Origin of the sequence: Arthrobacter sp. cf158 (assembly GCF_900106835.1) — a bacterium.
In the GTDB taxonomy this organism is placed as follows: Bacteria; Actinomycetota; Actinomycetes; order Actinomycetales; family Micrococcaceae; genus Arthrobacter.
Window position 1 is genome coordinate 491,112 of the sequence record NZ_FNNR01000002.1, and the last position, 26,421, is coordinate 517,532.

General features: G+C 62.9%; 24 protein-coding genes. 19 read left to right on the top strand and 5 right to left on the bottom strand.

All coding sequences use genetic code 11. From position 1 onward, the window contains the following. Nucleotides 1-62 precede the first annotated feature (62 nt). From BLW08_RS05320 to BLW08_RS05340, 5 genes are all read left to right on the top strand, one after another. Entirely contained in the window at nt 63-464 is a 402-nt protein-coding gene (locus BLW08_RS05320; protein WP_254779695.1) for a GntR family transcriptional regulator, read from the top strand. Next, the gene (locus BLW08_RS05325) at nt 461-1,399 is read left to right on the top strand and encodes an ABC transporter ATP-binding protein (RefSeq protein ID WP_091323759.1); all 939 of its coding nucleotides are present in this window, start codon (nt 461-463) and stop codon (nt 1,397-1,399) included. The genes BLW08_RS05320 and BLW08_RS05325 overlap by 4 nt, the downstream gene beginning before the upstream one ends. Beyond that, nucleotides 1,396-2,082, top strand: coding sequence for a hypothetical protein (locus BLW08_RS05330; protein ID WP_091323761.1), 687 nt, complete (start codon nt 1,396-1,398; stop codon nt 2,080-2,082). Before BLW08_RS05325 ends, BLW08_RS05330 begins: the two co-directional genes overlap by 4 nt. A gap of 87 nt (nt 2,083-2,169) precedes the next feature. Next, complete coding sequence (locus BLW08_RS05335) at nt 2,170-3,180, top strand: 3'-5' exonuclease (RefSeq protein ID WP_090818666.1); 1,011 nt, start codon at nt 2,170-2,172, stop codon at nt 3,178-3,180. A gap of 68 nt (nt 3,181-3,248) precedes the next feature. Continuing rightward, on the top strand, nt 3,249-3,800 hold the full coding sequence (locus tag BLW08_RS05340) for a DUF4395 domain-containing protein (RefSeq protein WP_090818669.1): 552 nt from the start codon (nt 3,249-3,251) through the stop codon (nt 3,798-3,800). 32 nt (nt 3,801-3,832) lie between these two features. Here BLW08_RS05340 and BLW08_RS05345 read toward each other — a convergent pair whose 3' ends face one another. Beyond that, nucleotides 3,833-4,903: an ADP-ribosylglycohydrolase family protein gene (locus BLW08_RS05345; RefSeq protein WP_090818673.1), complete on the bottom strand. Its 1,071-nt coding sequence runs from the start codon at nt 4,901-4,903 to the stop codon at nt 3,833-3,835. Between the two features lie 82 nt (nt 4,904-4,985). On the opposite strand from BLW08_RS05345, the gene BLW08_RS05350 reads away from it, so the two are divergent. The 6 genes from BLW08_RS05350 to BLW08_RS05375 all read left to right on the top strand — a co-directional run bounded on the left by BLW08_RS05350 (nt 4,986) and on the right by BLW08_RS05375 (nt 12,586). Further along, nucleotides 4,986-5,342 (top strand): YidH family protein, encoded by a 357-nt coding sequence (locus BLW08_RS05350; RefSeq protein ID WP_175538584.1) that lies wholly within the window; start codon nt 4,986-4,988, stop codon nt 5,340-5,342. Nucleotides 5,343-5,344: 2 nt separating this feature from the next. Beyond that, a complete protein-coding gene (locus BLW08_RS05355) occupies nt 5,345-5,689 on the top strand; it encodes a DUF202 domain-containing protein (protein WP_091323763.1) in 345 nt (114 codons plus the stop codon). A 153-nt stretch (nt 5,690-5,842) separates the two neighbouring features. Then, nucleotides 5,843-6,793, top strand: a complete 951-nt coding sequence (locus tag BLW08_RS05360; RefSeq protein WP_090818678.1) for an MIP/aquaporin family protein — start codon at nt 5,843-5,845, stop codon at nt 6,791-6,793. Nucleotides 6,794-6,864: 71 nt separating this feature from the next. Continuing rightward, on the top strand, nt 6,865-8,055 hold the full coding sequence (locus BLW08_RS05365; protein WP_091323764.1) for an exonuclease SbcCD subunit D: 1,191 nt from the start codon (nt 6,865-6,867) through the stop codon (nt 8,053-8,055). Beyond that, nucleotides 8,052-11,138 (top strand): AAA family ATPase, encoded by a 3,087-nt coding sequence (locus tag BLW08_RS05370; RefSeq protein WP_091323766.1) that lies wholly within the window; start codon nt 8,052-8,054, stop codon nt 11,136-11,138. Before BLW08_RS05365 ends, BLW08_RS05370 begins: the two co-directional genes overlap by 4 nt. 86 nt (nt 11,139-11,224) lie before the next feature. Beyond that, nucleotides 11,225-12,586, top strand: coding sequence for an MFS transporter (locus tag BLW08_RS05375; RefSeq protein WP_090818686.1), 1,362 nt, complete (start codon nt 11,225-11,227; stop codon nt 12,584-12,586). Here the strand turns inward: BLW08_RS05375 and BLW08_RS05380 are convergent. Then, complete coding sequence (locus BLW08_RS05380) at nt 12,577-13,188, bottom strand: TetR/AcrR family transcriptional regulator (protein ID WP_091323768.1); 612 nt, start codon at nt 13,186-13,188, stop codon at nt 12,577-12,579. The two genes, BLW08_RS05375 and BLW08_RS05380, sit on opposite strands and share 10 nt — an antisense overlap. Nucleotides 13,189-13,421: 233 nt before the next feature. Between BLW08_RS05380 and BLW08_RS05385 the strand changes: the two genes are divergently transcribed. Genes BLW08_RS05385 through BLW08_RS05410 form a run of 6 tightly spaced genes read left to right on the top strand, consistent with a single transcriptional unit; the run spans nt 13,422 to nt 20,185 of the window. Then, nucleotides 13,422-15,110, top strand: coding sequence for an amidohydrolase (locus BLW08_RS05385; protein WP_091323770.1), 1,689 nt, complete (start codon nt 13,422-13,424; stop codon nt 15,108-15,110). A gap of 45 nt (nt 15,111-15,155) precedes the next feature. Further along, nucleotides 15,156-16,148 carry an ABC transporter substrate-binding protein gene (locus tag BLW08_RS05390; RefSeq protein WP_091323771.1) on the top strand — a complete coding sequence of 331 codons (993 nt, stop codon included), beginning with the start codon at nt 15,156-15,158 and terminating at the stop codon, nt 16,146-16,148. A gap of 26 nt (nt 16,149-16,174) precedes the next feature. Beyond that, a complete protein-coding gene (locus BLW08_RS05395) occupies nt 16,175-16,948 on the top strand; it encodes an ABC transporter permease (RefSeq protein ID WP_091323773.1) in 774 nt (257 codons plus the stop codon). After that, a complete protein-coding gene (locus BLW08_RS05400; RefSeq protein ID WP_091323774.1) occupies nt 16,948-17,727 on the top strand; it encodes an ABC transporter permease in 780 nt (259 codons plus the stop codon). Before BLW08_RS05395 ends, BLW08_RS05400 begins: the two co-directional genes overlap by 1 nt. Next, nucleotides 17,724-18,578, top strand: coding sequence for an ABC transporter ATP-binding protein (locus tag BLW08_RS05405; protein WP_091323776.1), 855 nt, complete (start codon nt 17,724-17,726; stop codon nt 18,576-18,578). The genes BLW08_RS05400 and BLW08_RS05405 overlap by 4 nt, the downstream gene beginning before the upstream one ends. Continuing rightward, nucleotides 18,575-20,185, top strand: a complete 1,611-nt coding sequence (locus BLW08_RS05410) for a sulfatase-like hydrolase/transferase (protein ID WP_091323777.1) — start codon at nt 18,575-18,577, stop codon at nt 20,183-20,185. The genes BLW08_RS05405 and BLW08_RS05410 overlap by 4 nt, the downstream gene beginning before the upstream one ends. 75 nt (nt 20,186-20,260) lie before the next feature. On the opposite strand, the gene BLW08_RS05415 is transcribed toward BLW08_RS05410, so the two are convergent. Then, nucleotides 20,261-21,220 carry an AraC-like ligand-binding domain-containing protein gene (locus BLW08_RS05415; RefSeq protein ID WP_090818710.1) on the bottom strand — a complete coding sequence of 320 codons (960 nt, stop codon included), beginning with the start codon at nt 21,218-21,220 and terminating at the stop codon, nt 20,261-20,263. Between the two features lie 234 nt (nt 21,221-21,454). On the opposite strand from BLW08_RS05415, the gene BLW08_RS05420 reads away from it, so the two are divergent. After that, nucleotides 21,455-22,930 (top strand): APC family permease, encoded by a 1,476-nt coding sequence (locus BLW08_RS05420; RefSeq protein WP_090818714.1) that lies wholly within the window; start codon nt 21,455-21,457, stop codon nt 22,928-22,930. Between the two features lie 74 nt (nt 22,931-23,004). Here the strand turns inward: BLW08_RS05420 and BLW08_RS05425 are convergent, their stop codons facing one another. Further along, entirely contained in the window at nt 23,005-23,877 is an 873-nt protein-coding gene (locus tag BLW08_RS05425; RefSeq protein ID WP_091323779.1) for a MoaF C-terminal domain-containing protein, read from the bottom strand. A gap of 124 nt (nt 23,878-24,001) precedes the next feature. Then, a complete protein-coding gene (locus BLW08_RS05430; protein WP_175538585.1) occupies nt 24,002-24,739 on the bottom strand; it encodes an IclR family transcriptional regulator in 738 nt (245 codons plus the stop codon). Between the two features lie 318 nt (nt 24,740-25,057). Here BLW08_RS05430 and BLW08_RS05435 point away from each other — a divergent pair, with 318 nt between their 5' ends. Beyond that, the gene (locus BLW08_RS05435) at nt 25,058-26,392 is read left to right on the top strand and encodes an MFS transporter (protein WP_090818723.1); all 1,335 of its coding nucleotides are present in this window, start codon (nt 25,058-25,060) and stop codon (nt 26,390-26,392) included. The last annotated feature ends 29 nt before the right edge of the window (nt 26,393-26,421 follow it).

Below are 26,421 nucleotides of genomic sequence, written 5' to 3' on the forward strand. Positions count from 1 at the left end.
ATCGGCTTAGTTGCTTATATGGTTAGTTACATGAGTAATGAACCAGTAAGGCGGTGGTGCTCATGATCGATGACAGCAAGCCGATCTTTATGCAGATCGCCGAACTCATTGAGAACGGAATTGTGGACGGCAGCATGGCCGAAGAATCCCAAGTGCCCTCCACCAATGAGTTCGCAGCCTTCCACCGCATCAACCCGGCAACTGCTGCCAAGGGCGTCAATGTGCTGGTGGATTCAGGAATTCTCTACAAACGCAGGGGGATAGGGATGTTCGTAGCGACCGGGGCGCGGTCCCAGCTGGTAGCCCGCCGGACCGAGGAGTTCTTCGAACAGTACGTCAAGCCGCTGGCATTGGAGGCCCGGAAACTGGGCATCTCGGCAGAGCAGCTGAACACCATGATTGAACGCAGCTCCGGGCTTGTCCCGGAACCCGGGACAGACAAGGAAAGGAGCGCGGCCCTGTGAACGACACCATCGTCGAGGCCCGTAACCTGATCAAGCACTACAAAGACCTCAACGCTCTGGACAACGTCAACCTCAGCCTCTCTGCGAACCGTATCTACGGCCTGCTGGGACGCAACGGCGCCGGCAAGACCACGTTGATGTCCGTACTTACTGCCCAGGCTTTCGCCACCTCCGGGGAAGCGCTCGTCTTTGGCGCAAACGCCTACGAGAACGACGCCGTCCTGTCCCGGATCTGCTTCATCCGTGAATCGCAGAAATACCCGGATGATTTCCAGCCGCGGCACGCCTTTCGCTCCGCTGCGCTGTTCTACAAGAACTGGGACCAGGGGCTCGCGGACAGATTGGCTGCGGACTTCCAGCTTCCCGTCAAACGGCGGATCAAGAAGCTTTCGCGCGGTCAGTTATCCGCCGTCGGAGTTATTATCGGCCTTGCCTCGCGCGCGGAACTGACGTTCTTCGACGAACCGTATTTGGGGCTCGACGCCGTCGCCCGCCAATTGTTCTACGACCGGCTGGTGGAGGACTACGCAGAGCACCCGCGCACCATCATCCTTTCGTCGCACCTCATTGATGAAGTGGCGAACCTCTTGGAACACGTGGTGGTGATCGACCGCGGCCGGATCATCATGGATGCCGATGCCGAGGAAATCCGCGGCTCCGCCGTCACCGTTTCAGGCTCTGCCGAGAAGGTTGACGCATTCCTGGCCGGCCGGAAGATCCTGCACCGCGAAACGTTGGGGTCGCTGGCATCAGTGACCGTCGATGAGTCCCTTGGTAGCCGGGAACGCGCCGAAGCGCAGGAACTGGGCCTTGAACTATCGCCCGTTTCCCTGCAGCAATTGGTGGTCCGCAAGACCATGGCCGGTGCCGGTGGTGCCGGCCACACAGCAGGCACTGGAGATTTCTCCGATGACACGTTGGAGGCAAGGCGATGAGCAGGACCGTAGCAGTTGCCCGGATGCAACTGATCAACAAATGGACGTATATCGGATGGCCGTTGACCATCCTGCTGGCTTCATTCCTGATGTCACTCGCCATCTTCGCCCTGATTCCCGTCCAGGAAGGCAAGTACGGGGGAGGGAGCCAAGCGCCTATGTGGTATTTCCTCGTCCTCGGCATCCAGAGCATGACCTTGGTTTTCCCGTTCTCCCAAGGCCTGAGCATCAGCCGCCGCGCCTTCTACCTGGGAACTTTGAGCCTCTTCTCACTCATCGCCGTCGGGATGACGGGGCTCTACTTGCTGGGTGGCGTCATCGAGAAGGCAACCAATGGCTGGGGAGTCTACGGCTACTTCTTCAGCATTCCTTGGGTCACGGACGGTCCTTGGTACTCCACCGCAGCCTTCTTCTTCGTGGTGATGATGTTCATGTTCATCATCGGGTTCTGGTTCGCCACGATTTTCAAGCGGTGGGGGACCAGCGGAACCCTGGTCTCCACCTTGGGGTCGGCAGTGGTCCTGATCGGCCTTGCAGCCCTCACCACGTTGCTCGAATGGTGGGGTTATGTTGGGGCATGGTTCGCCCAACAAACGCCATTGAGCATCAGTGGCTGGGCCGCGTTGCTCTGCGTTGTCTTGGCGGCCGGATCATACTCAACGCTGCGGCGGGCAACACCGTGATGTAGCGTTCGCCACAATACTGGCCGGAAGGGCCGCCCCGCCGCGCAAATCGGCAGGGGCGGGCTTTTCCGGCGGTAACCTTGTCCAGTGGCATTGGACTTTACGGCGATCGACTTTGAAACAGCCAACGGCTTCAGGGGATCGCCCTGCTCGGTAGGCCTGAGCAAGGTCCGCAATGGAATTGTGGTGGAAGAAGCATCCTGGCTGATGCGTCCCCCGGAGAACCACGATCACTTCGAGTTCCACAACACCCGTATTCACGGCATCCGCGCCGAAGACGTGGCCGGCCGCCCGAGGTTCGGCGAGCTCTTCCCGGAAATTGGGGCCTTCATCGGCGGTGATGTCCTGGCCGCCCACAATGCAGCCTTCGACCTCGGCGTTATCCGGTCGGGCCTGGAAGTCTCCGGCCTGGCCGGACCTGCCTATCACTACGTCTGTACGGTGATGCTCTCCCGCCGCTGCTACTCGTTGGTGTCCAACTCCCTGCCCTATGCCGCCGAAGAGGCGGGGGTCCCCCTGGTCAACCACCACGACGCAGCGGAGGATGCCCGTGCCTGCGCGGGCATCCTTGTGGATATAGCCCGGCGCAACAATGCGAACAGCGTTGCGGAGCTATATCTGTCGCTGGGCCTCAACCTGCCCCATCAGCCGGCATTCCATCCCTCTGAAGGCCTCTCCAAGGCGACCATGTCAGCGCTCGCGGCCAGGACGGGCAGTTCCCTTGAACGAAACCTGGAGGGGGCCCTTGGCGGACCCAGCGGCTGGTCGGCTTGGCCGGAGGAAGGACCCAACCCCCTGCCGAACCCCGCAGCCGAACCGGGACATCCACTCTTTGGACAGACCGTGGTGTTCACGGGTGACCTCGCCATCACGCGGCCGGAAGCCAAATCCCGGGCCGCAGACATGGGCGCGCGGCCCGAGAGCCGCGTAACTGCACGAACCACAGTGCTTATTGTTGGCGACGGTTTTGTGGCAGGTGACTTGAGGGCCGGTCGTCTCACAGGCAAGGCAAAACGGGTCCTTGAACTGCACGCGAAAGGTCAGCAGATCGAGGTGGTCTCTGAGGGTGAGTTCCTGCAGATGGTGGGCGGCGCCTAGAGGGGCCTTCGGGTCATAGTGCGCAACAATGCTTTCGGTCAGTGGAGCAGCGCTCCTAGCCTTGGTGCATGACCAAGCCCAGCCTTCCCCAAGCACCGGCGCGCCAATCTGCGGACACTTCCGGAAACAGCGGGGTTGATTGGCGGGCTGTTTTCGCTTTTCCCAACCCCGTCAACGAATATGCGGCCCGGATCACGGCTGGGCTGGTTACTGTGCTGGCAGTCGCCACACTGCTGACCGGATGGGGTTGGGGGCTGATCGCCCTGGCGGCCGGCTTCTGGCTGCGGGTGCTGTTTGGTCCCAGAATCTCCCCGCTGGCCCTGCTGTCGGTCAAAGTGCTGGCGCCGCGGATCGGGCACGCCAAGCTGGTGGCCGGTCCTCCCAAGCGTTTCGCCCAAGGCATCGGTGCCGCCCTGACGAGTGCCGCCGTCGTCCTGTTCTTCACCGGCTTCCAGCCGGCGGCGTGGGTACTGCTTGCGATGTTGATCGTGGCAGCGTCGCTGGAATCGTTGGTGGGCTTTTGCCTTGGCTGCGCCATCTTCGGGTTCCTGCAGCGCCTGGGGCTTATTCCCGCTGAAGTATGCGAGGCATGCAACAACATCGCCCTGCGCGGCGCGTAGCAGGGCTACTTGGCAGCGGGGCGTAGTGCCCCTCAGCCGGTGGTCACGGCGAGCAGCCGGTCTGCCATGCCACGGATAACCTCAGGGGCCTCCAACGCCTCCAGCCAATCAGCGGGGAGGCATTGCTCCCCGTAGTGGGCCCCCAGGATGTTCCCGGCGATGGAACCCGTGGAGTCACTGTCGCCATTGTGGTTGATGGCCACCGCGATCGCCTTGCGGAAATGCTCGGCAGGGCTATTGCCGCTGGTGGACAGGACAGCATAGAGCCCGACGGCGAGTGCCTCCTCGGCGACCCAACCCTCGCCGAGCGTTGATATCAGTTCTTCCGGACCCAACGCTGTGGGCTCGGCGGACAGCTGCAGGGCAGCTTCCAACTTCCCACCCAGCTCGGGCGCCTTGGTGGGCACTCCGTTGACGAACACGAGCGCCTCGTTGGCGGCGCTGCGGATATCGCTGCCGGCCACGATGTTATGGATCAGCAGGCTGAACGCAGCTGCGCTGAGCCGCGCCGATGGATGCCCGTGCGTGAGCGAGGCAGCGTCGGAGCTGAGTTTGTAGACAGCTTCCCGCGAGATGTGCGGGATGAGCCCGAACGGAGCCGAGCGCATCACGGTGCCGCATCCCTTCGAATCGGGGTTCACCGGCCGGGCCACCGTTCCCATCTCACCGGTTGCCAAGCCACTCAGGCAGGCGTTCCCCGGTGCGCGGCGGTGCCGCAGAACGTCCTGGGTGTCGATCCACCGCGGCTGCGGGACGGGGGCGGAGGCTGAGACAGCGACGTCCTGGGTGCCGAGCCAGCGCAAATATGCCAGCCACAGGCAGGCGATTTCGTCGGCTGCCACGCCGTCGTTCGCCCACTCGAGGGCTTCCACCAACCCATCAACGGTGTACAACGTCATCTGGGTGTCGTCCGAGAAGTGGCTGCCGCCGTCGAGCTGTCCAAAGGAGGTCAGGCCTGCAGCACCGAAGCGTCCCCGAATCGCCGCAAGGGAATCGAACTCCACCTCATAGCCAAGGGAATCACCCAGCGCGCCACCCAAAAGTGACCCATAAACCCTGGATTCGAAGGACGGCGCGGCGGGGGAGGAAGCTTCAACACTCATGCCAGTAACTTACCGTGCCCACCAAGCTGCGCTGGTATGGTGATGAAGCTGCCGGCACCGATGAAACCCTTGGAGAGACAACGTGCGCGAACCTGCTTGGCGACGAACAGGCAAGACACCTGACTACAGGTTCTCGTTGGCCAATGAACGTACCTTCCTGGCATGGATCCGCACCTCCCTGGCGTTGCTCGCAGGTGCCGTAGCCGTTGACCAACTGGCGCCGAACATCGCGCCGACGCCCGTCCGATTGGTCCTGTGCGTCCTGCTGGCACTCGTCGGTGCAGGCCTGGCCGCTTTGTCCTACCGCCGATGGGGACAGATGGAGGCAGCGATGCGCAACGACCAAGCGCTTCCTTTCTCCCGGGTGATGCTGTTCATGACCATCGTGGTGGCTGTAGCGGCGTTTGCCTTCGCTGTGCTGATTTTGGTGGCTCGGTAAGCGTGGAAGTCCGCGACCCCGGCTTGCAGCCGGAGCGCACCACGTTGGCGTGGCGCCGGACGCTGATCTCTCTGGTTGTGGTGGACCTGTTCATCTGGCGCAGTTGGCTTACTTCCGAACCGTCCACAGGGAACCTCGTGGCGGGCCTCCCGGGGCTCGACTACCAAGGTCTCTGCGCGTTGATGGCTGCTGCTGCCACCATCGTGCTGGCCACGGTGGTTTGGGTCCGCTCCCGCCAGCTCCAGACGGGTACCGGGCCGGCATCGGCGCGGCTGGTGCTGGTCAGTACTCTGGCAGTGATGGGCCTCGGGGGTACTGCAATCGCGGCAATTGCGTTGGGCGGCTAAGCTCGGAGGCAGGATTCAGCAACTGCCCAGACTCGGCTGGCAAAATGCTCAAGGGCCCCAGGTTCTCACCGGGGAATACCCATGGCACATCATTGTGCAGCCCTATGCGGCAGGCCAGACCTGCTTCACACCAACCGTAAGGACACACTCACCATGACCTCTCCTGTGCAGGCCACTTCCGAACCCCAACCGGGACTTGTTGCCCGGCTGTCGGCTGAAGCCCTGGGATCGATGTTCGTTGTGGTCGCCGCTGTAGGTGTGGGGATCTTTTCCAATCCCGGTGGTGCGCCTTTGCCGGTAGCCCTGGCGACCGGCCTCACCGTGACGGTCGCGATGCTGGCTTTCGGCTACGTCTCCGGCGGCCATTTCAACCCGGTGATCACTGTGGGCAATCTGATTGCCGGCCGAATCCGGGCTGTGGCGGCCGTAGCTTACGTTGCGGCGCAAATCATCGGAAGCGTGGTTGGCGCGGCGCTGATGTACTTCGTGGTGACCACGGTTCCGGTCCTGACAGATGCCAGGGCGGCGTTCGACGTCGTGTCCCCGGCTTTTGGCGAGCATGCCGCCGCCCAAACGCAGATGGCCGGGGTTCTGCTGGTTGAAGTCCTTGGTTCGGCCCTGTTGGTGGCAGTGTTCCTTGGCGCTACCGCCGGACGCCGGGCGGTTCCCACCTTGGCCCCCTTTGCGGTGGGCCTTGCCATGGCAGTTTTGCTTCAGCTCGGCCAGGTCCTGGGTAACCTTCCCTTCAACCCGGCGCGTGCAACAGCCCAGGCATTCTTCAGTTCATCCTGGGCGCTGGGGGGCCTGTGGCTCTTCTGGGTGGCGCCGCTGATGGGCGCCGCGCTTGCCGGACTCGCTTTCCGAGGCTTCCGGGGCCTGTCGACCGTGGCCAGCCCCGACGAGTTCGCCGGCAGCACCGATGATGGCGTCAACGACTCCTTCGACGCCGACGAGGACCCCACCGAGGACGGCGTGAAAACCGTTGTCATCGGGGGCAAGCAGGAAACGGCGGACGCCAAGGCTGAACCCACTCCGGCGGCTGAGGCTCCGGTTGCGTCGGCCAACGACGACGCACGCGATTTCTTCGACGGTAAAAAGGGCTAAGAACCGGACGGGTTCGACGACGGACGGCTGGCCTCCGCTTTAATGTCGGGGGCCCCGGATAACTTGGGAATATGCGGTTACTTCACACGTCCGATTGGCATCTTGGCCGGTCCTTCCACGGCGTTGGGATGCTTGAAGCCCAACGCAGCTTTGTGGACCAGTTGGTGTCGCTCGTCGAAGCCAAATCCATTGACGTCGTCCTGATAGCCGGCGACGTTTACGACCGCGCGCTGCCTGGGCTGGATGTCGTGAAACTGCTGGACGATGCCCTTGTACGCATCACGCAGGCCGGAGCCAGCGTTGTACTCACCAGCGGCAATCACGACTCCGCCATCAGGCTTGGCTTTGCCTCCCGCCTGCTGGAACGCGGGGGAGTGCACCTGAGGACGCGGGTGGAGGACCTTGATGTGCCGGTTCTGGTCCCTCTTGAAGGGGATGGAAACGGCAAAGATGATACTGGCGGTGGCGTGGTTGCCATTTACGGCATCCCGTACCTTGAGCCGCGGCTCGTGGCTGAACGTCTGGGCGCTGAAAATGCCAATCACTTTGATGTCACCTCCGCGGCAGTGGAGAAGATCCATCGGGATGTTGAGGCCCGCAGCGCATCAGGGCCCGTCTATCCCGTGGTCCTGGCACACACTTTTGCCAGCGGAGGCATTACCTCCGAGAGCGAGCGGGACCTGAGCATCGGCGGGCTGGGAGCAGTTCCCCTGGACCTCTTTGAAAACTTCTCCTACACCGCTCTGGGCCATCTGCATGGTCGGCAGGAGTTGGCGCCCCACGTCCGCTACTCCGGTTCACCCCTGGCCTATTCGTTCTCAGAGGCCAAGCACCATAAGGGCGCTTGGCTGGTGGACATCGACGCCGACGGAGTGACCGGGGTTCAGGACGTGACCTGGGAAGCGCCAAAGGCCCTGGCCGTGCTGCGCGGAACACTGGATGACGTGCTTGGTTCCGTGGAGTACTCCTGGGCGGAAAGCGCGTATTGCCAGATCACGTTGACGGACGCGCAACGTCCCGCGCAGGCCATGGAAAAGCTGCGTGCCCGCTTCCCCGGGACCTTGGTTCTTGCCTTCGATCCCGATTGCGCTGAAGCCCGGTCCAAGACCAGCTACAGCAGTCGGCTTGCGGAGGCCGAGGACGACCTTGGGGTTTGTTGCGGTTTCCTGGAACATGTCCGTGATCGCACGGCCGGCGACGCCGAAGAAGCTGCACTGCGCGAGGCCCTCGAGGCTGTTCGGTTGGAGGAAGCGGAGCTGTGAGAATACACCGCTTGGACATTGAAGCGTTCGGTCCGTTTGCCACGCCCCAGCACATCGACTTTGACCAGCTGAGTGCACAGGGACTCTTCCTCCTCAATGGCGCCACCGGGGCCGGCAAGACCAGCATCCTCGACGCCATTTGCTTCGCCCTTTATGGATCGGTGCCCGGTGCCCGCCAAGACGGAAAGCGGCTTCGCAGCGACCATGCGGCCCCCGGGGCAGAACCCCGTGTGGTCTGCGAGTTTTCCGCGCGCGGACGTCGTTTCGAGGTATCGCGGTCACCTGCATGGGAACGGCCCAGTGCCCGCGGTCGCAACGGCTTCACTACACAGCAGGCCAAGACGCTCCTCCGTGAGCGGGTAGGCGGCAGCTGGGAAGAAAAGTCATCCAGAAATGACGAAGTGGGTGCAGAACTCGCCGACGTCCTGGGTATGGATCGCGAACAGTTCACCCGGGTGGTGATGCTGCCACAGGGGGACTTCGCGGCATTCCTGAGGTCCAAGGCCAGCGATCGTCTGGAACTTCTGCAGAAACTGTTCGGCACGCAACGCTTCGAGGCTGTTGAACGGCAACTCGCCCAGCAAGCCGCTTCGGCGGCCCACGCCGTGCGGGAGAACGCAACAGAGCTCAAGGCACTTCTGGACAGGGTTGCCTCAGAGCGGGACCAGTTAGGCCTTTCTGCCGCTGGCAGCGAGGAAGCAGACGCCCTGGATGCCAACGCCCTGGACGGCAAGGCCCAGGGTGCCGGCTTAGCAGCGGCAAGCCCTTCCGAACCCTTCCCTGCGCACGAGGAACCAACAGTGTGGCTCGCCGGGGTGGAAGCGGCGGTCAAGGATGAACTGAAGCGCCGGGTTGACCTAGCCAGTGAGGCAGAATCCCTGTCTGCCCGCCTTGCGGCGAGCTTCCAGGAAGCCCAGGAGAAATCCCTGCGTCACGGGCGCCTCGCCGCAGCAAAGCAGCGGCGGGTCCTGAATGAGTTGACGGCTCCTCGCGCGCTTGAGAACAGGGAAGCGCTCGGAAAGCACCGTCGCGCCGCTGTTTTGAGCGGCCAGATCGAAGCCGTGGATGCGGCCGCCCGCAAAGTCACAGCTGCCGTCGCACGGGTTACAGCAGCCCGGGAGAAACTGGCGGCCGCGGGAGTGGACGCAGCTGACCCTGCCGCGGCCCTTGACGTGGTGAAGTCATCCCATGCGGTTCTTGAAGCCCGTCTTCCAGAGGAACATCGCATGTTGGACGTCGCAGACCGCCTCGCCGCTCAACGTGATGAACTGACCGGCCATCAAGGGGCTGCGGAATCAGCAGCCTCTGCCCTGGAACAGTTGGCTGGCGATGCAGCAACGGTGGAGTCACGGATCCGGCCGCTGGAGCCACTGGCCGGCATGCTCGCGGAACGGGAGCGGGAGGCAGTGGCGGCTGCTGAACGGGTGGGCATCGTAGCCCGCCACAGCACCGCAGCCGCGGAGCTGGAAACTATCACTGCGGAGCACCTCCAGTCCAGGTCCGCCTCGCAGGACCTTCGGCAACAATGGCTGGACATCCGTGAGCTCCGGCTTGCCAACGCGGCGGGGGAACTGGCAGCGGCCTTGGAAGCTGGCCGGCCATGCGCTGTTTGTGGCAGTGCGGACCACCCCAGTCCTGCCGCTGCCGTGCGGTCGGCACTCTCACTCGCCCAAGACGAGGAGGACGCCAGGCTGTACTTTGAAACAAGTGAAAAAGCCGTGGGGATCCTCGCCGGGAAGGTTTCGTCCGCAGCGCAGTTTCTCGCCGGGCTGGTGGCTCAAGGCGGTTCCCTGGATGCCGCCGAAGCGGAGGCGATGCTTGTGACTGCCCAAGCACTGGCGTCTGAGTCCCGTGAGGCAGCGGTCATGCTGGAGGGGCTTCGTGGAGAGCACCAGGCCCTCACACAGCGCATTGACAACGCGCGCCAGGAACACTCGGGGGCTGTGAGCGCAGCTGCCCAGGCATCGGCGGCCATCTTGCTGCTTGAGGAACAGCACTCAGCCCTGGCCACCGAGCTGGCAGGCTTGCGGGGCGACTTCCCCAGCCTTCGTGAACGTTTGGAAGCCTTGTCCGCAGAGCGTGCATACCTTCAGGCGGCAGCCGAAGCGGACCAGGAACTGGAACGTGCCGGGCAGCTCCAACGTGACGCCGCTGCTTCACTGGATCGGGTTTTGCCGGAATCGGGATTCCACTCTGCAGAGGAAGCCCGTCGGGAGCTTCTCTCACCCGCAGACGTGGTGGGCTTGGAGAAAGACCTTGCCGATTTCGACGCTGAGACATCCCGCCTGGATGAATTGTTTGCCGGTGAGGACCTGGTTCTGGCGGCGAAGGAAGCCAGCATCGGCGAACTGCCCATGCCAGAGGCCGCACGTGCTGAAGCAAAGCTGCTTGCAAACAAGGCCGCCGAGGATGCGCGGTCCGCGGCTCTGGCAGCAGGCCTGGCCGGGAAGTCCGCGGAGGCCGTTGTACAGCTCCGCGCGGACTATCATCTCCTTGCAGCGTCCGGTGAAGAACCGCGTAAAAAGGCCCGCGTCCTGGCTGATCTGGCAGACACGGTACGCGGGGCAGGAGACAACAACTACCGGATGAGCCTGAACAGCTATGTCCTGGCCGCGCGTCTGGAGCAGGTAGCCATCGCCGCGTCGGAGAGGCTCGTTGCCATGAGCGACGGCCGCTATACGCTGCAACACACCGACGCGAAGGCCGCGCGGGGCGCTAAGTCCGGACTCGGATTGGAAGTCGTTGACGAGTGGACGGGCCAGCACCGTGACACGTCCACCTTGTCCGGCGGGGAATCATTTATGGCTTCCTTGGCTCTTGCCTTGGGTCTTGCAGACGTGGTTCAACAGGAGGCCGGCGGCGTGGATATTGAGACGTTGTTTGTCGATGAGGGTTTCGGCAGTCTCGATGAGCAAGCACTGGAGCAGGTCATGGATGCCTTGGAAGGTCTGCGCGATGGCGGCAGGGTAGTGGGCCTTGTCAGTCATGTTGCGGAAATGAAGCAGCGCATCACCAGCCAACTGCAGGTGCTTAAGGGACGCCAGGGGTCCACGGTGCGAATTGCCGAGGTAGCTCCGGTCTGACGGCTATCCGATAGACTTAACCCGTTACACCGGGTCGCGCGCATCGGGAGGAGGGACGATGCGCACCTTTTAGCGAACCCGGATTAATGGAAAAATCTTCAGTGGCCTCCAAGCCCTCGTCATCTGCACCCCCACGCCCCTCACGTCTGCCAGGCCGTTTCGCCCGGCTTCCGGAACTGGCGGGCCCCGGATTCCTGCCGTTGGGCCTCTTTGCCCGGCTTCCGCTCGCCATGCTTACTGTCGGTACCCTGACGTTGGTGACAGCGGTGAGCCACTCGTATGCCATCGGTGGCATGGCTGCAGGGGCAGTGGGCATTGGCTCAGCGCTGGGGGCCCCGGTCCTCGGGTCCCTGGCTGACCGTGCAGGGCAGCGGGTGGTGCTCCTCGTGGCGGCTGTGGTGAATACCCTCGCCGTAGCAGGACTCCTCGCTGCCGCCTACATCACGCCCGGCTACGGATCCGTTAGTGATGCCGCGGGAGTGCTGGTTGCCGCCTTCCTTGCTGGTGCAAGCTGTCCGCAGGTAGGCCCGATGGCCAGGGTACGGTGGATGGCGCTGACCACACGCAATCTTTCCCCTGGCGCGGGCGCCGGAAGCAAAAGTGTGGCAGCCAACCGTGCCGATCTGGATACTGCCCTTTCCTACGAAGGCACCGCTGACGAGATCACCTTTGTGCTTGGGCCGGCCTTGGTTGGTGTCCTGGCCAGTTTGGTGGCGCCGTGGTTGCCGCTCGCGCTGGCGGCCGTCATGACCATCACGCTGGTCCCCGCTTTCGCTGTCCATCCCAGCCAGCAGGCTGTGGCGCCGGCACCCCGGAAGCCGACTGCCGGCGTCGTTGATTCCGGTGCGGAAAGCGGCCAGGCGAATCCTCAGCGGCGCAGCCGTTGGGCCAACGCAGTGGTGGCTGTCCCGGTGGTGGCCATGGTGTGCATGGGTACTTTCTTTGGGGCAACCCAGAACGCGCTGAGTGCCTTCTCCGCGCAGTACGCAAATGCGGAGATCGCGGGGCTCCTTTACGCGGTAATGGGCCTCAGCTCGGCCGTGGCGGCGTTGTCTGTTGCGTTCTGGCCACAACGATTCAGCCTTGCTTCGCGCTGGGTTGCCGCGGCGCTGGCCATGTCGGTTTTGTCGCTGCTGCTCCTGCTCCCAGCCGGAATCTGGCCAATGGTCTTTGTCCTGCTGATACTGGGCATTCCGGTGGGACCTGTGATGGTGACGGTGTTCAGCATCGGGGGCGTGGTGGCCCCCGCGGGCCGAATGGCAACGGTGATGACGGCCCTTGCCAGCGGCATCGTCGCAGGAACCGCGTTGGGCTCCTACTTGGCCGGGCAGCTGGCCGAGACGCAGGGGCCGGCTGCGGCGTTCGTTGTTTCCATGGCGGCTGCCGCGGGCCTGCTGCTCCTGGGGGTCGTCACGTCCCTGGTGATGAAGCGCCAGGCTCAGGGGTAGTCGAGCGCTCCGGCGAGGGACCGGGCCATGAGTTCCACCAGCCGCTGGGACCGTTGTTCGTCGGGGTCGGCCAAATGCTGCATGCTGATGCCATCAATGCCGGAGATGAACAACCGGGTGATGTCCTCCAGATTATCCGGGACGGGTTCCCCGGCTGCCTCAGCAGCGCCGCGGAACAACTCGAGGGTTGAGCTGACCCAGCCGTCATACATGGAGCGGTTCATGAGCAATGCCTGCGGCTGGTCTTCGGCTTCCACCCGGAAGCGCCGGAGCAACAGCTCAAACGTGGTGACCTGCTCATGCGGGTTCTCCAGCATACGGCTCCAGATGCGCCGGGCGTGGACGCCCACCATGTGGCGCAGTCCCATTCCAGGGTCGGTCACAGGTTCCAGGGCTTTGGCGTAGTCCCGGCTGAGGAAGTTGTAGACCTCCTCAAGGAGCTCATCCTTGCTCCGGAAACAGTAGTGCAAGGCTGCAAGCGGGGCGTCGGCTTCACTGGCGATCCGACGTGTAGTCGCCGACGCCAGTCCATCCTGGGCGATCACCCTGGCCGCGGCTTCGACGAACTGCAGCCGCCTTTCCTCGGCGGGAACCCTGGCCATGCACTCACCTTCTTCTTGTTCATTCCACCCTTGGTTGAGTCCACCAACCCGGCGGTCTCATCGATCGTAGGCGTTATCCGCCAGGACTGCCCTGTGGCCGTGCCGTCGAGGTGAAAATGTCCTCTTGGAGAAATTTTACGTCAAAACCTAGTCAAGTGACCAAGTCAAGCGACATACTTCTTTCAGGAACGTTGTCCGCATCACATTTAGGTGCGGTGACCTGAGGAGAATCGATGCAGGATTTCGCTGATCTGGTGATCGTGAATGCCGCGGTCCACACCATGGACCCGACGCGACCACACCGAATGGCTGGTGCCATCGCTGTCAAGGACGGCCGAATTGCAGGGCTTGGCCGCCACGAAGTGAGTCACATGACCGGCCCCAACACCACGGTTATTGATGCTGCCGGTGGGGCAGTTATTCCGGGCATCAACGATGCCCACCTGCATTTCGTTTCAGCAGCCATGGCCGCCCATGGCTATGTGCGGGTGGATCCGGCTGCGGCGCCGGACTGGGCGGCCGTCGTCGACGTTGTCAACGCGGCACCCGCGGGGGAGGACGGCTGGGTTCGTGCCCATGGTTGGGACGAGGCCATCCTCGGTACGGCTTCAGGCAACCTGCTTGATTGCCGGCCCGGCGCACCGCTCGTGGCATTCGACAGCACGGGCCATCAGCTGCTGGCTAACCGGGAGGCGTTACGCCGGGCGGGTATCACCGCTGAAACGCCGGACGTCGACGGCGGCGTGGTGGCCAGGAACGCTGACGGCAGCCCCACGGGCCTGCTACAGGACGGAGCCATGGAGCTTTTGTCGCGCGCAATGCCGCCCGTTCCCGCATCCACGTTGAGGCCGGCTCTGATGAATTTCCAGCAGGAGCTGCATTCACTGGGAATTACTTCCCTCACTGATCCCGGCCTGGGTCCAGCCAGCGCGGGACTCATGGATGGTGCCGGTTCGACGGCGGCACTTGAGTTACTGGGCGACCTCGCCGCGGCGGACAAACTGACGCTAAGAATCAACGTCCTGATGCTCTTCGCAGGAACGGGGGGAGCCAACGCCCGCGCCGTTGCAGATGGCCTGTCCAGCGGACTGGGTGAATGCTTTGCTGACCGCGGCATTGATCCGCAGCAGTTGCGGATTGCCGGCGTCAAGGTCTTCGCTGATGGTATTCCGCGCAGCGGCACGGCGTGGATGAGTGAGCCCTATGGCAAAGCCTGTACGCATGGAAGCCTGGTGATCCAAGGCGCCAGCGATGAAGAGCGGGTCAAGGAGCTCAACAAGATCCTGGAGCTCATTAATGATGCCGGGCTGCAAGCTGGTGTCCACGCCACCGGAGACGCGGCCACCGCGGTGGCCGTCCAGGCCATGATCGCTGCGTCCAAAAACGCCGGAGGTGCCGGCCAACGTCACTACGTCATCCATGGTGCCTTCAGCGACGCCGACACCCTGGCAAGCATGGCTGCACACGGGATCGGCTACAGCACCAACCCCCTGATCCGCCAGGAAGCCGGTGACATCATGCGGCGCGTGCTCGGCGAGGACCGGTTCTCCCATCATCAGCCCCTGCATTCAGCCCTCGAAGCAGGCGTTCGATTCAACCTCGCTTCTGACGCCCCGGTGACAAGTGCGGATTGGCGGCGCACCGTCGTGGCTGCCGTCCGCCGGGCCACTCGTTCCACGCCTGGTGCGCCGGGGGATCCCGAGCGGATCACCGGCCTGCAGGCGCTCGCTGCCATGACCATCGACGCCGCGTGGCAGGACCACGCAGAACACGTCAAAGGCGCGCTTGTCCCTGGCATGACGGCTGACCTGTGTCTCCTGTCCAACCCGTGGCCGGCCGACGAAGAAATTGAGAAGCTCCTCGACAACGAGGTCAGGCTCACCCTCAGTGGTGGCCGCGCAGTCCACCAATCAACCCGCTAGAACCATCCCTATCCGTTCCACCCTTCGTGATTCAAGGAGCACCATATGCGACGCACTATTCCTTTGGCCGTGGCCGCAGCCCTTTCCATGGCTCTTGCAGGCTGCGGGGGCGGTTCGGGCCCTGCCGCCACACCCGCCGCCGACGGCACCACAACCCTCAAGGTAGGTACCATCGGCATCGGGTCCGACGCCGGCATTCGCCTCGCGGCTGACAAAGGATATTTCAAAGAGCAGGGTCTCAACGTCGAGATTTCCGTGATAGCCAACCCGCCGGCGGGCATTGCTGCTGCACAGAGCGGCCAGATTGACCTCACCTACACGCCCTCCATCCCGCTGCTGAATGCCCTCAGCCAGAACGTACCACTCAAGATTGTGGCTGCCGCCGACGGCTACAAAGATGGAGCAGGAGAATCCAGTGACCTCAAACGCGTTGACGACACAGGCCTCCTTGTCCAGAAGGCGTCCACCATTACCCGGCCGAAGGACCTGGAAGGCAAGAGCGTCAGTGTTCCTGCCCGGAAGGCCCAGCTGGAGGTTACGGTCAGCAAACTGGTCAAAGACGATGGGGGAGATCCCGCCAAAGTGAATTGGATGGTCCTTGACCCGTCCTCGGCGCTCCAATCGTTGAACTCCGGGCGCGTTGACGCCGCATCGCTGGTTGCCCCGTTTACGTCCAAAGGGGTATCTGAAGGCAACCAGCTTCTGGCGTCGCCCGGCGTCGAGTTTTTCGAGCAGGGGGCCATTGGCCTCTGGGTAGCTGGCTCCGGAACCGTGAAGTCCAAGGAGAAGGCACTGCTGGCCTTCAAGACTGCCATCTACAAAGCCAATGCCTACGCCAACGGCCACACCGATGAAGCGCAGCAACTCAGCGCCGAGATCACCAAAACACCGCTGGACGTGGTCAAAGCGGGCGCTGTGAATTACTGGCCGGAGGAGGTTCGCATGGAAGACATCGAGCGGGCCAACAACAACCTTGCTGATCTTGGCTTCCTGAGTGCACCTGTGAAGCTGCCCGCCGACGTTATTTTCGGCAAGTAGGCCGGAAGCGACGTGGGAGATTCATCATGAAAGTATCCATCCACCCCTATGCGCTCAGTGCGGTGGGCATCGCCGGCGCCCTCGTTATTTGGCAGATTCTCTCCGCAGCGAACCTTGCAGGAAACGCCCTGCCCGCGGCAACCACAGTATTCGCAACTCTCGCCAGCATCCTGGGGACAGGCGCCTTCTGGTCATCCTTGGGTGCCACCCTCGGTGTGGCATTGCTCGCCTTGGCGGTAGCGGCTGTGGCGGGAGTAGCCCTTGGGTTGCTCGTTGGCAGCTTCGAACCCGTCCGCTACGCCACCGCGGCAGTCTTGGAATTCCTCAAGCCAGTCCCGCCGATCGTCATTCTCCCTCTTGCGGTGCTGGTCCTTGGGCCAACCGCGGAGATGTCCTTTTTCCTGGTGGTCTTTGGGTGCTTGCTCCCCATCGTCATGCAAACTGTGGACGGGGTGCAGGGCGCTGACCCGGTGGCACGTGATACGGCCCGTTCCTACGGCATGGGCGAGGGAGAAATCCTGGCCCGGGTTGTGCTGCCCAGTGCCATGCCCTACATCGGTACGGCGATGCGGGTGGCGGCGCCCGCGGCCTTGGTGGTCACTGTGGTGGCAGGACTTCTTGGTGGTGGGCCCGGCCTCGGCCAGAACATTTACCAAGCCCAAGCGGCAGGTGACTATGCCAGTCTCTACGCCTTGGTGATTGTCCTCGGCGTCCTGGGTCTGTTGTTCCAAGCTGCTACCCGGCTGGCGGAGCGCCGGGTACTGCACTGGCATGAGTCCTACCGGGAAGTGGTGCACTGATGAGAAACCTTGCAATCCGAAACCTGGTCATCGGTACAGGCATCCCCGTGCTGCTGTTGGTGGCGTGGTGGTTTCTCTCAGCCAACTCCGCAGACCCGTTCTTCCCGCCGTTGGAAACCATCCTCCTCCGTTTCCAGGAGCTCTGGCTGTTTGACCACTTCCAGTCCGATGTACTCCTTAGCTTGGGAAACCTGTTCCTGGGCTTCGCCATCGCAGCGGTGGCCGGGGTCGCCCTGGGCTTCGCTACTGCGCTGGTCCCTCCGGTCCGGTGGATGATCGATCCGTTGATCCATTTCCTTCGTGGCATTCCTCCCGTTGCACTGGTGCCGATCTTCATCTCCCTCATTGGCTTCGGGACACAAATGCGAGTGACCAGCATTGCGCTGGCGGCGTTCTTTCCCACCATGATCGCCACAGTGGACGGGATTCGGAGCGTCAGCAACGATCTCATGGACGTTGCAAGGGTTTACCGGCTGAGCCGAAAGGAACGGGTGCTCAATGTACTCCTTCCCGCAGCGATGCCCCAGATCTTCTCCGGGCTGCAGGTGAGCCTTCAGGTGGCCTTCATCGTGATGATCGCCAGCGAGATGCTGGGCAGCTCGCAAGGGATTGGCGCCATGACTTTGCTGGCCCAGCAGAGCTTCATGGCCGCCGACATGTGGGCCGGAATCCTGCTCCTGGGCGTCATTGGCTTCCTGGTCAACATCCTCTTCGGCCTGCTCAGGGGCAAGGTCTTGTCCTGGTACATCGGATCACGTCGCCTGGCGCGTGCAGCATGAGCATCCGTCAGGCCCCGGCTCTCACCACCCACAACAGAAAGTCCACCATGGCACAGCAACCAGAAACCCGCGTCAGCGCAACCACGCCACGGCTGCACGTCGCGCACCTCGCCAAGACCTATGGCAGCGGCGGGAAAGCCCGGACAGTCATCGAAGACCTCACCTTTACTGTGGATGCAGGTGAAGTTGTCTGCATTGTGGGTCCTTCCGGCGTTGGAAAGACCACGCTCCTGAAATGCCTGGCCGGGCTGCAGCCGGCCAGCAGCGGAACGGCGGCCATTGACGGCCGGACCATCAGTGGCCCACCTCCGGAAATGGCCCTGGTGTTCCAGGACTACAACCGGTCTCTCATGCCGTGGCTTACCGTCCGGAAGAACCTTGTGCTTCCCTTGCGGCACCTCAAGTTGCCCGCGGCGGAACTGAAGGAGCGCTGCGACAGTGCGCTGGCCGCCGTCGGCCTTTCCCATGCCGACAACCAGTATCCCTGGCAATTGTCAGGCGGCATGCAACAACGCGTGGCGATCGCCAGGGCACTGGCCTACCGGCCGGAGATCCTCATCATGGACGAACCCTTCGCTTCAGTGGACGCGCAAACCCGCTTTGACCTGGAGGATCTGTGCCTGAAGATCCGGAAGGACTTCAACATGACGATTCTGGTGGTGACCCACGATATCGATGAAGCTGTGTACCTTGCAGATCGTGTGGTGGTCCTCGGTTCAAGGCCTGCGCGCGTTCTCAGGGTGGTGGAGGTGGATCTGCCTGCGCCACGTGACCAAATCACCACACGCTCATTGCCGGAGTTCGCACGGCAGCGGACCGATGTGTTGTCCCTCATTAAGAGGCCCGCATGACGCGGCAGCGGAGCGCCTCCGTCAACCGCCGCCCCAACGTCTTGTTCATCATCGCCGATCAGCTCCGTGCGGACCATCTGGGCTTCGGCGGCAACGTCATTGTGAAGACGCCACATCTGGATGCGCTCGCAGCCAAAAGCGTGGTTTTCGAGAATGCCACGGTGGCCAACCCCACCTGCATGCCCAACCGTGCCAGCCTGATGACCGGCAGGTGGCCGTCGGCGCATGGAACGCGATGCAACGGCATCACTCTGGACCCGCTCACGCAGACCGTTCCCGGATCCCTGGGGGCGGGCGGCTACCGGACCGTGGGTGTGGGAAAGCTGCACCATCAAAACATGGGATGGGAATTTGAGCCGCATCAAGCCGACGAGATCCAGGCTGCTGATCCTCTGCTCTTGGAACGGGGAGTAAGTGATGCGCGGCGTCAGGCATTCTCCCCAGGGTGGGATCAGTGGGAAAACCGTGAAGCTCACGACGATCGCTTCATAGGGCTCCCCTCGGATTACTACGGATATCAGCACGTGGACCTCGTGATTGGGCATGGAGACCGGCCCGGCGGGCACTACGTGCACTGGGCCAGGGAACGGGGTGTTGATCCGGAAACCCTGGGCGGTCCAGGCAATTCATCCAGCACGTATGGCGGGTGGGACCAGGTGTACCAGACGGCCATTCCGGCCGAAGTACACCCCACGAGTTACGTGAGCGAAAAAGCAATCGAGCACTTGAAGGATGCCGCGGGCCAGGATCAACCGTTCTTCATGTTCGTTTCCTTCCCTGATCCCCACCACCCGTTCTCGCCGCCGGCTGGCTACTCGGATCTTTACGATCCGGCTCAATTGCCTCTCCCTCTCGGCTTCGAGCAGGACCACTCAGCTTCGCCAGCGCATGTGCGGGACATGATGGAACACCGTGGTGAGCCCAATGCGGACCCCACCATGACCTGGGCGGCCACTGAGGAACAGTACAGGTTCGCTGCGGCAGCCCAGTACGGGCTGATCACCATGATGGACGAGCACATCGGCCGGATCCTGGACGAGCTGGATCGCCAAGGCCTGGCCGAGGACACCATCGTGGTGTTCACCAGTGATCACGGGGACCTGTTCGGAGACCATGGCCTCATGCTTAAGCACTTTGTCCATTACCGCGCAGTGACCAATGTTCCTTTGCTGGTGCACGTGCCGGGCAGCCTGCCGCGCCGCACAGAGGCCTTGGTTTCCAGCGCGGATTTGGCTCCGACACTTCTTGAACTCACGGGCTCCGCTCCGTACAGGGGAATCCAAGGTCGGTCACTGGTGCCGTTGCTGGAGGGAAAGACGGAACAGCATCGGAAGGCGCTCTTGGTGGAGGAAGAACAGCCCTTTGGCCTGGAAGGACTGCCGGGGCCGGTCAGCATGCGTACAGTCATCACCCTTGAGGGTCGTCTGACCCGGTACTTCGGAACGGACATCACCGAACTCTACGATCACCATGACGATCCCGGGGAACTGCTCAACCGAGCGGGGCATCCGGCGTCCGCAGGGTTGGAGGACCGCTTAATGCGGACGATGTTGGACGAGATGGCTGCGTTCGCGGACCGCGGTACGGCCCCGACGGCGGCTGCCTAGCGGTACGGCCCCGACGGCGCCTGCCTAGCGGTACGGCCCCGACGGCGGTCGCTGCGTTGGAGGCGCGGGCCGCCGTCAGTGGCTGTTGCGGTAGCCGGTGGGGGAGTTCCCGAAGGCGGCCCGGAAGATACGGCTGAAATGCGCGGCATCGGTGAACCCCCACCGCGCGGCGATGGCAGTCACCGGGCGTTCTGCAAGCACAGGATCCCTCAGGTCGCGCCGGCAACGCTCAAGCCGCCTTTGCCGGATGGACGAAGCCACCGTGGTACCAATTTCCTGGAAAAGGTCATGCAGATGTCGGGTGGAGATGTAGTGGGCCGAGGCGATGGTTCCGGGGGAGAGCTCCGGGTCGCCGAGGTTTGCCTCAATGTAATCGTGGATGCGGCCCAGCAGCAGCAGATGGGGATCCCGGCCCGTTTCGATCAGCTGGTCGAGTTCGCCGTTGAACAGCGTTGTCACCAGATCCAGGGCGTTGTGGACCAGGCGGAGGCCGTTGGCGCCCGACAAAGCCTCAAGGTTGTCTGCCAGTTTCACCAGGAAGGGGCTGATGAGTTCGCCGAGTCCCTCGTCACCCGGAATGCGCAAGGCCGTCACATGGCCCATGGCTTCGGCCGGCAAATCCAGCAACACGTGCGGGAACATCAACACCAGGGTACGGAAGTCGTCGTCGAACGTTAGCTCATAGGGGCGGGAGGTGTCGTAGATGGAAAGGTCGCCAGGGCGCAACACGGCTTCGCGTTCGTCCTGAACCAGTCGGCCGGATCCAGCGAGCTGGATGCTGAGTTTGAAGAAACGCCCCGATGACTTGGCGATCAGCTCAGGGGTGCGCAGAACAGTATGGGGTCCGGCCGTAATCTCCACTACGGAGATCTGTCCCAAAACGCGTGCCCGCATGGTGCCGTGGAAGGTGGAATCACGCGGCCCTTGGGCCAGTAATGGAACGAACGATGCGGAGATTGCCCGGCTCCACTCCTGGAACGACTCTGCCACGATGGTGTCCACGGTTGCGGGGCCCGTGTCAGCCGCAACGGTCATCAAACTCCCTTTCAATGGCCCGCGGTGCCGCTGCCACTGGGGCCGGAAGGCCGATCCTGCGGACGTGAGCTTGCCCACGATTCTACACCGGGGCCAGTGGGCCGCCGTGCTTGCGTGCAGCGACAAACACCTTGCCGTGTGAGACAAGTCACGCAACCTCCCGGCGGTGGAAGATTGCGGAATGACAGACACCGTGCCGCGCAATCTCCCGCGGCACCGAGGCAGGAGCACACTATGAGCGTGGACAACCCCGTTAAGGGCAGGACCGCCGCGGCCGCCGGCACCAAGAGGCGGCTGGGCGTACCGGCCGTGACTTTCATGATCATCGCGGCCTCGGCGCCGCTGACCGTCCTTGCTGGCGGAGTAACCACCACCTTCGCGGTCACCGGCGTAACGGGGGTGCCATTGTCCTTCCTGATCCTGGGCGGAATCCTGGCGCTGTTCGCCGTGGGCTATGCCGCCATGAGCCGCTACGTTACCAATGCAGGAGCCTTCTACGCCTACATAGCACAGGGCATCTCAAGGCCGGCAGGGGTGGGCGCATCGCTGATTGCCCTCATGGCCTACAACCTCATGCAAGTGGGCATCTACGGGCTCTTCGGCTTCACGGTCTCGTCACTGTTGTCCGCGAGGCTGGGCGTCAGCGTTCCCTGGTGGATCCCGGTGCTGGTGTGCATCGCCATCGTTGGGTGGCTGGGGGTGAACAGGGTGGACCTGTCCGCCAAGGTACTCGGCGTCCTGGTGGCACTCGAGTTCCTGGTGGTCATCGTGTACGACGTCATCAGCCTTGCTGTGGCTCCGGAGGGTATCAGCGCCGCGACGTTCAGCCCGGAGAGCCTGTTTGTTCCGGGCATCGGCGCCGTCCTGTCTTTCGGCATTGCCGCGTTCATGGGCTTTGAGTCCGCCGCCATCTACGGTGAAGAATCCAAGGACCCCAAACGAACTGTTGCCCGAGCCACCTTTGCAGCCGTGGGCATCATTGCCGTCTTCTATGCGGTATCGGCGTGGGCCATGACCATCGGAGCGGGACCGTCCGCCGTGATAGAGACGGCCACCAACAATGGTCCGGACATGATCTTCGCCTTTCTTGGAGCAAACGGGGGTGTGCTGCTGAGCGACATCGCCCAGGTCCTCTTCGTCACCAGCCTCTTCGCCGCATTGGTGAGTTTCCACAACGCGGTTGCCCGCTACTTCTTCTCTCTCGGCCGCGAACGTGTCTTGCCGGCGGCGCTGGCCAAGGTGCGGGCGCAAAGCGGTGCACCCTTCGCCGGTTCGCTGGCGCAGACGGTGATTGCCGTCGTCGTGACGGTCGCCTTTGCCATTGCAGGAACGGGTTCCGAACTGGGCGAACTGTACCCCGTACTGACCATGTTCACCTGGCTGACCAACAGCGGTGCCATCGGCCTCGTGTTGCTGATGACTGTGGTCTCTGTGGCTGTGATCGGCTTCTTCCGGCGGGAACAACACGGCGCCAGCCTGTGGGTCAGGGTTATCGCCCCGGGCTTGGGCTTTGTGCTCCTGGCCGTGGTCTTCGTGCTCATCCTGGCCAACTTCAACGTTCTGCTGGGCCAGACTGAGTCGACAGCCGTTACGTTCGTCTTGCCGATGCTGGTCCTGTTGCCCGGACTTGCCGGCGTGATCTGGGGCTTGCGTCTCCGGCGCTCGCAGCCGGCACTCTATGCCCGGATTGGGCACGGTGCCGAGGACTGATTCCGGCCCGATAGCAAAGTAAGCCCCGGCGGTTCGTGAACCGCCGGGGCTTACGTTCGTTCTCTGCAGTTGGATTAAGTCGCGTTGGCTTGGTTCAGTTCGGCGGCAGGGTTCAGTTGGGTGGCAGGGTTCAGTTGGGTGGCAGGGTTCAGGTGGGTGGCAGGGTTCAGTTCGGCGCTGTGGTGGGTAATGCTGATCAACCTGCCGTATGCACCAAACGTGAAGTGCACGGGTTCTGTTCCTGCCTCGTCCCAGCCGAAGAGGCTGCCGTGTGAGCGGATGGCGTGGGGATCCCGGTGGTCGGCCACCGTTACCGAGCCGCAGGGGATGACTTTCTCCCGCCACGTGAAGACAAAGATCCCGGGGCGTATCTGGAAGACGGTGTTGGAATCAGTGTCTGCCAGTCCCCGTTCCGGGCCGGCGAGGCATTGCCAGGTGTACCAGGTGGGGCTGAGGTAGATGTGCTCGTACGCGTGTGCATCGCTGTAGACCCATTCGACGCGTCGTCCGATGAGTGCATTGCTTTCAGAGATCGCCGGGCCGAGGGTGCCGTATCCTTCCAGGGTTCCGGCCCGGAAGTCGTGGTGGACTGCGACGCTGGATGGGGTTGCCCTGCCCAGCGCGGCGCCAATGTAGAGCGCCCGGCCGTTGGCCAGATCCAGGACCAGGGATACGGCAAGTTCCCGGTCCACAGGGCTACGCCATTGGGCGTAGTAGAGATCTTCGGCCACGGAAAAGGCCTCGTAGTTGGAGGTTCCCGCGTGGCCGGCGGCAGCCCATTGGACGTCTTCGTCGTCGAAGCTGAACGTCATTGGGCCGCCTTCGCTGCGGACGGAAAACTGTTGTCCTGCCAGGTCTTGCACGGCAGGGGCCTTGTTGGCATCGAAGCCGGGTGCCAGGCCGTCCAGTGGCAGCCAGTTGGAGGTGTCAAGAAGATTCAGGCTCATGGGTTCCTTCTGGTGTTCAAAAGAAGGACGGAACGGGTTTGTCCTGTCCTTCTTCGAGTATTCGGTGAACCGATGATTGCCGTCTTGTGCTGTGGGGCACGTCGTTTGACCTGGAAGGAAAGGTTCAGGCCAGTTGGCTTTCGATGCGGGCTGCGCTGGCGGCCAGCGCCTTGCCCACGGCGTCGGCGTCCTGGTCCAAGCGGATGTACACGACGGCGATCGCTGCCGGCCGCCCGCCGGGAACCCGGATGGGGGCTGCGATGGAGGAGAGGCCGGCGATGACTTCGTCATGGCTGGTTGCATAGCCCAGCCGGCGCGCCTCGTGCGCTTCAGCGCGGTAGGGGTTTCCTGCTCCGACTTGCTGCCAGCGTTCCTCGGTCATGGTTGATTGGATCGCAATTCCGGGAGCGCCTGTGGCGATGGGGTGCCGGTTTCCGGGGTGTTGGGCGAGGGCGGCTCCCGAATGTCTGGGTTCCACTGTGACCAGGTTGACGCATTCCTGGTGGTCCCACACGGCCACGAAAGCGGTCATGTGCAGGGTATTGGCCAGCTGGGTGAGTTCCGGGAGGGCAGCGGTTTGGAGGTTCCGGGAGACTCCGCGGGCCAGGACGGACAGGCCGGGGCCTGGTTGGACGCGTCCGGAGTCATCGCGCACCAGCAAGGAGTGGTCCTCCAGGGTCCGCAGGATTCTGTAGGCGACAGAACGGTGCACTCCGAGTGCCTCTGTCAGTTCCGCGATGCTGAGGGGGCGCTCGGCCGCGGCAAGAATCTCCAGTGCCCGGATGCCCCTGGACAGGGTTTGCGACGGCGGAACTTGCGTCGCTGTTTCCGGTGGACCCTTGATGTCGCTGCGGGGATTCATGCGGACCATCCTATGTTGGCGGGGATGTTCCCGGCCGGACGCCCGCTGTGCGGCGGCGTCGACGAGGCGTGTTCCATATGGGAACCATCATTCCGATTATAGAAGTGCCCGGTCTATTCACTCGGCGGGACGGCACAACTCACGCGATGTGGGGCCGGCTCTGCGCCCCTACTCTCCGTCGAGCCGCGCACGCCGGGCCCCGCAACGCGGAAGCCCTGTGCTTTGGGTCACAGTATGTAGTATCCTTTCCTAACTGACCGTTCTGTCGGTTAATGCACGTCACGCGCCGACCAGTCACTCTCACCCCATGGAGTTCCAATGACCGCAACTTCCACTGTCGACTCCCTGTCAGGACCCAGCAGCAAGCGCGAAGAGCGCCGGGTACTCGCGGGGACACTGGTGGGCACCACCATCGAGTGGTACGACTTCTTCATCTTCGCCCAGCTCACGGCCACCTTGCTGGCTCCGCTCTTCCTTTCTCCCCTTGAGAAGTCCAATCCTGGCGTAGCCCAGCTCTTGTCCTTCGCCACCATTGGTATCAGCTTCCTGTTCAGGCCACTCGGCGCCACCATCGCCGGACACCTCGGAGACCGCCTGGGCCGCAAGGCTGTGCTGGTCATGACGCTGGTGATGATGGGTGCAGCCACGGCCCTCATCGGTGTGCTTCCGACCTACGACACCATCGGCATCTGGGCTCCCGTGCTGCTCATCACCCTCCGTGTTGTCCAGGGCTTCTCCGCTGGCGGCGAATGGGGAGGAGCGGCGCTGATGGCAGTGGAGCACGCTCCCATCAAGAAGCGCGGGCTCTTCGGCGCTTACCCGCAGATCGGCGTTCCCATCGGCATGATCCTGGCAACAGGGCTCCTGTTCTTCCTGCAGTCCGGCATGTCGAAGGAAGATTTCGCTGCCTGGGGCTGGCGCGTCCCGTTTCTGCTGTCCGTGGTCCTCATTGTGGTGGGCTACCTGATCCGGCGTGCTGTGGGCGAAAGCCCGGTCTTCAAGGAAATCGCGCAGCGTAAGGCAGCCAGCAAGGCACCCCTGGGCGAGCTCTTCCGTAAGAACAAGAAGGAAGTCATCCTTGCGGCCATGATCTTCATTGCCAACAATGCTGCCGGGTACCTTCTGATCGCGTTCTTCATCTCCTACGCCACCAAGACCCTGAAGATGCCAACTCCCCAGGTCTTGCTGGCCACCACCATTGCGTCCTTCGGCTGGTTGATCTTCACCATGGTGGGTGGATGGTTGTCGGACAAGATCGGCCGCGTGAAGACGTTCCTGATCGGCTATGGCCTGGTCTTCGCCTGGATGATTCCCATGTTCGTACTCATCGATTCCAAGGACATCCTGCTCTACGGAACCGCCCTGTTCGTTCTGACCATCGGTCTGGGTCTCTCTTATGGCCCCATGTCCGCCATGTATGCGGAGATGTTCCCGGCGCAGGTCCGCTACTCGGGTATCTCCATCGGCTATGCCCTGGGGGCAATTCTGGGCGGTGCCTTTGCTCCGCTGATCGCCCAGGCCCTTCTTGATTCCACCAAATGGTCGGGCTCTGTTGGCCTCTACATCATGGGCCTCTGCATTGTCTCGGCAGTTGGCGTGATCCTGGCCAAGGAAACCAAGGGGCGCCCGCTGGGTTTCAGCGCGCACCACTAGCCCTTCACGGGAATTGACGTGAAAGGCGG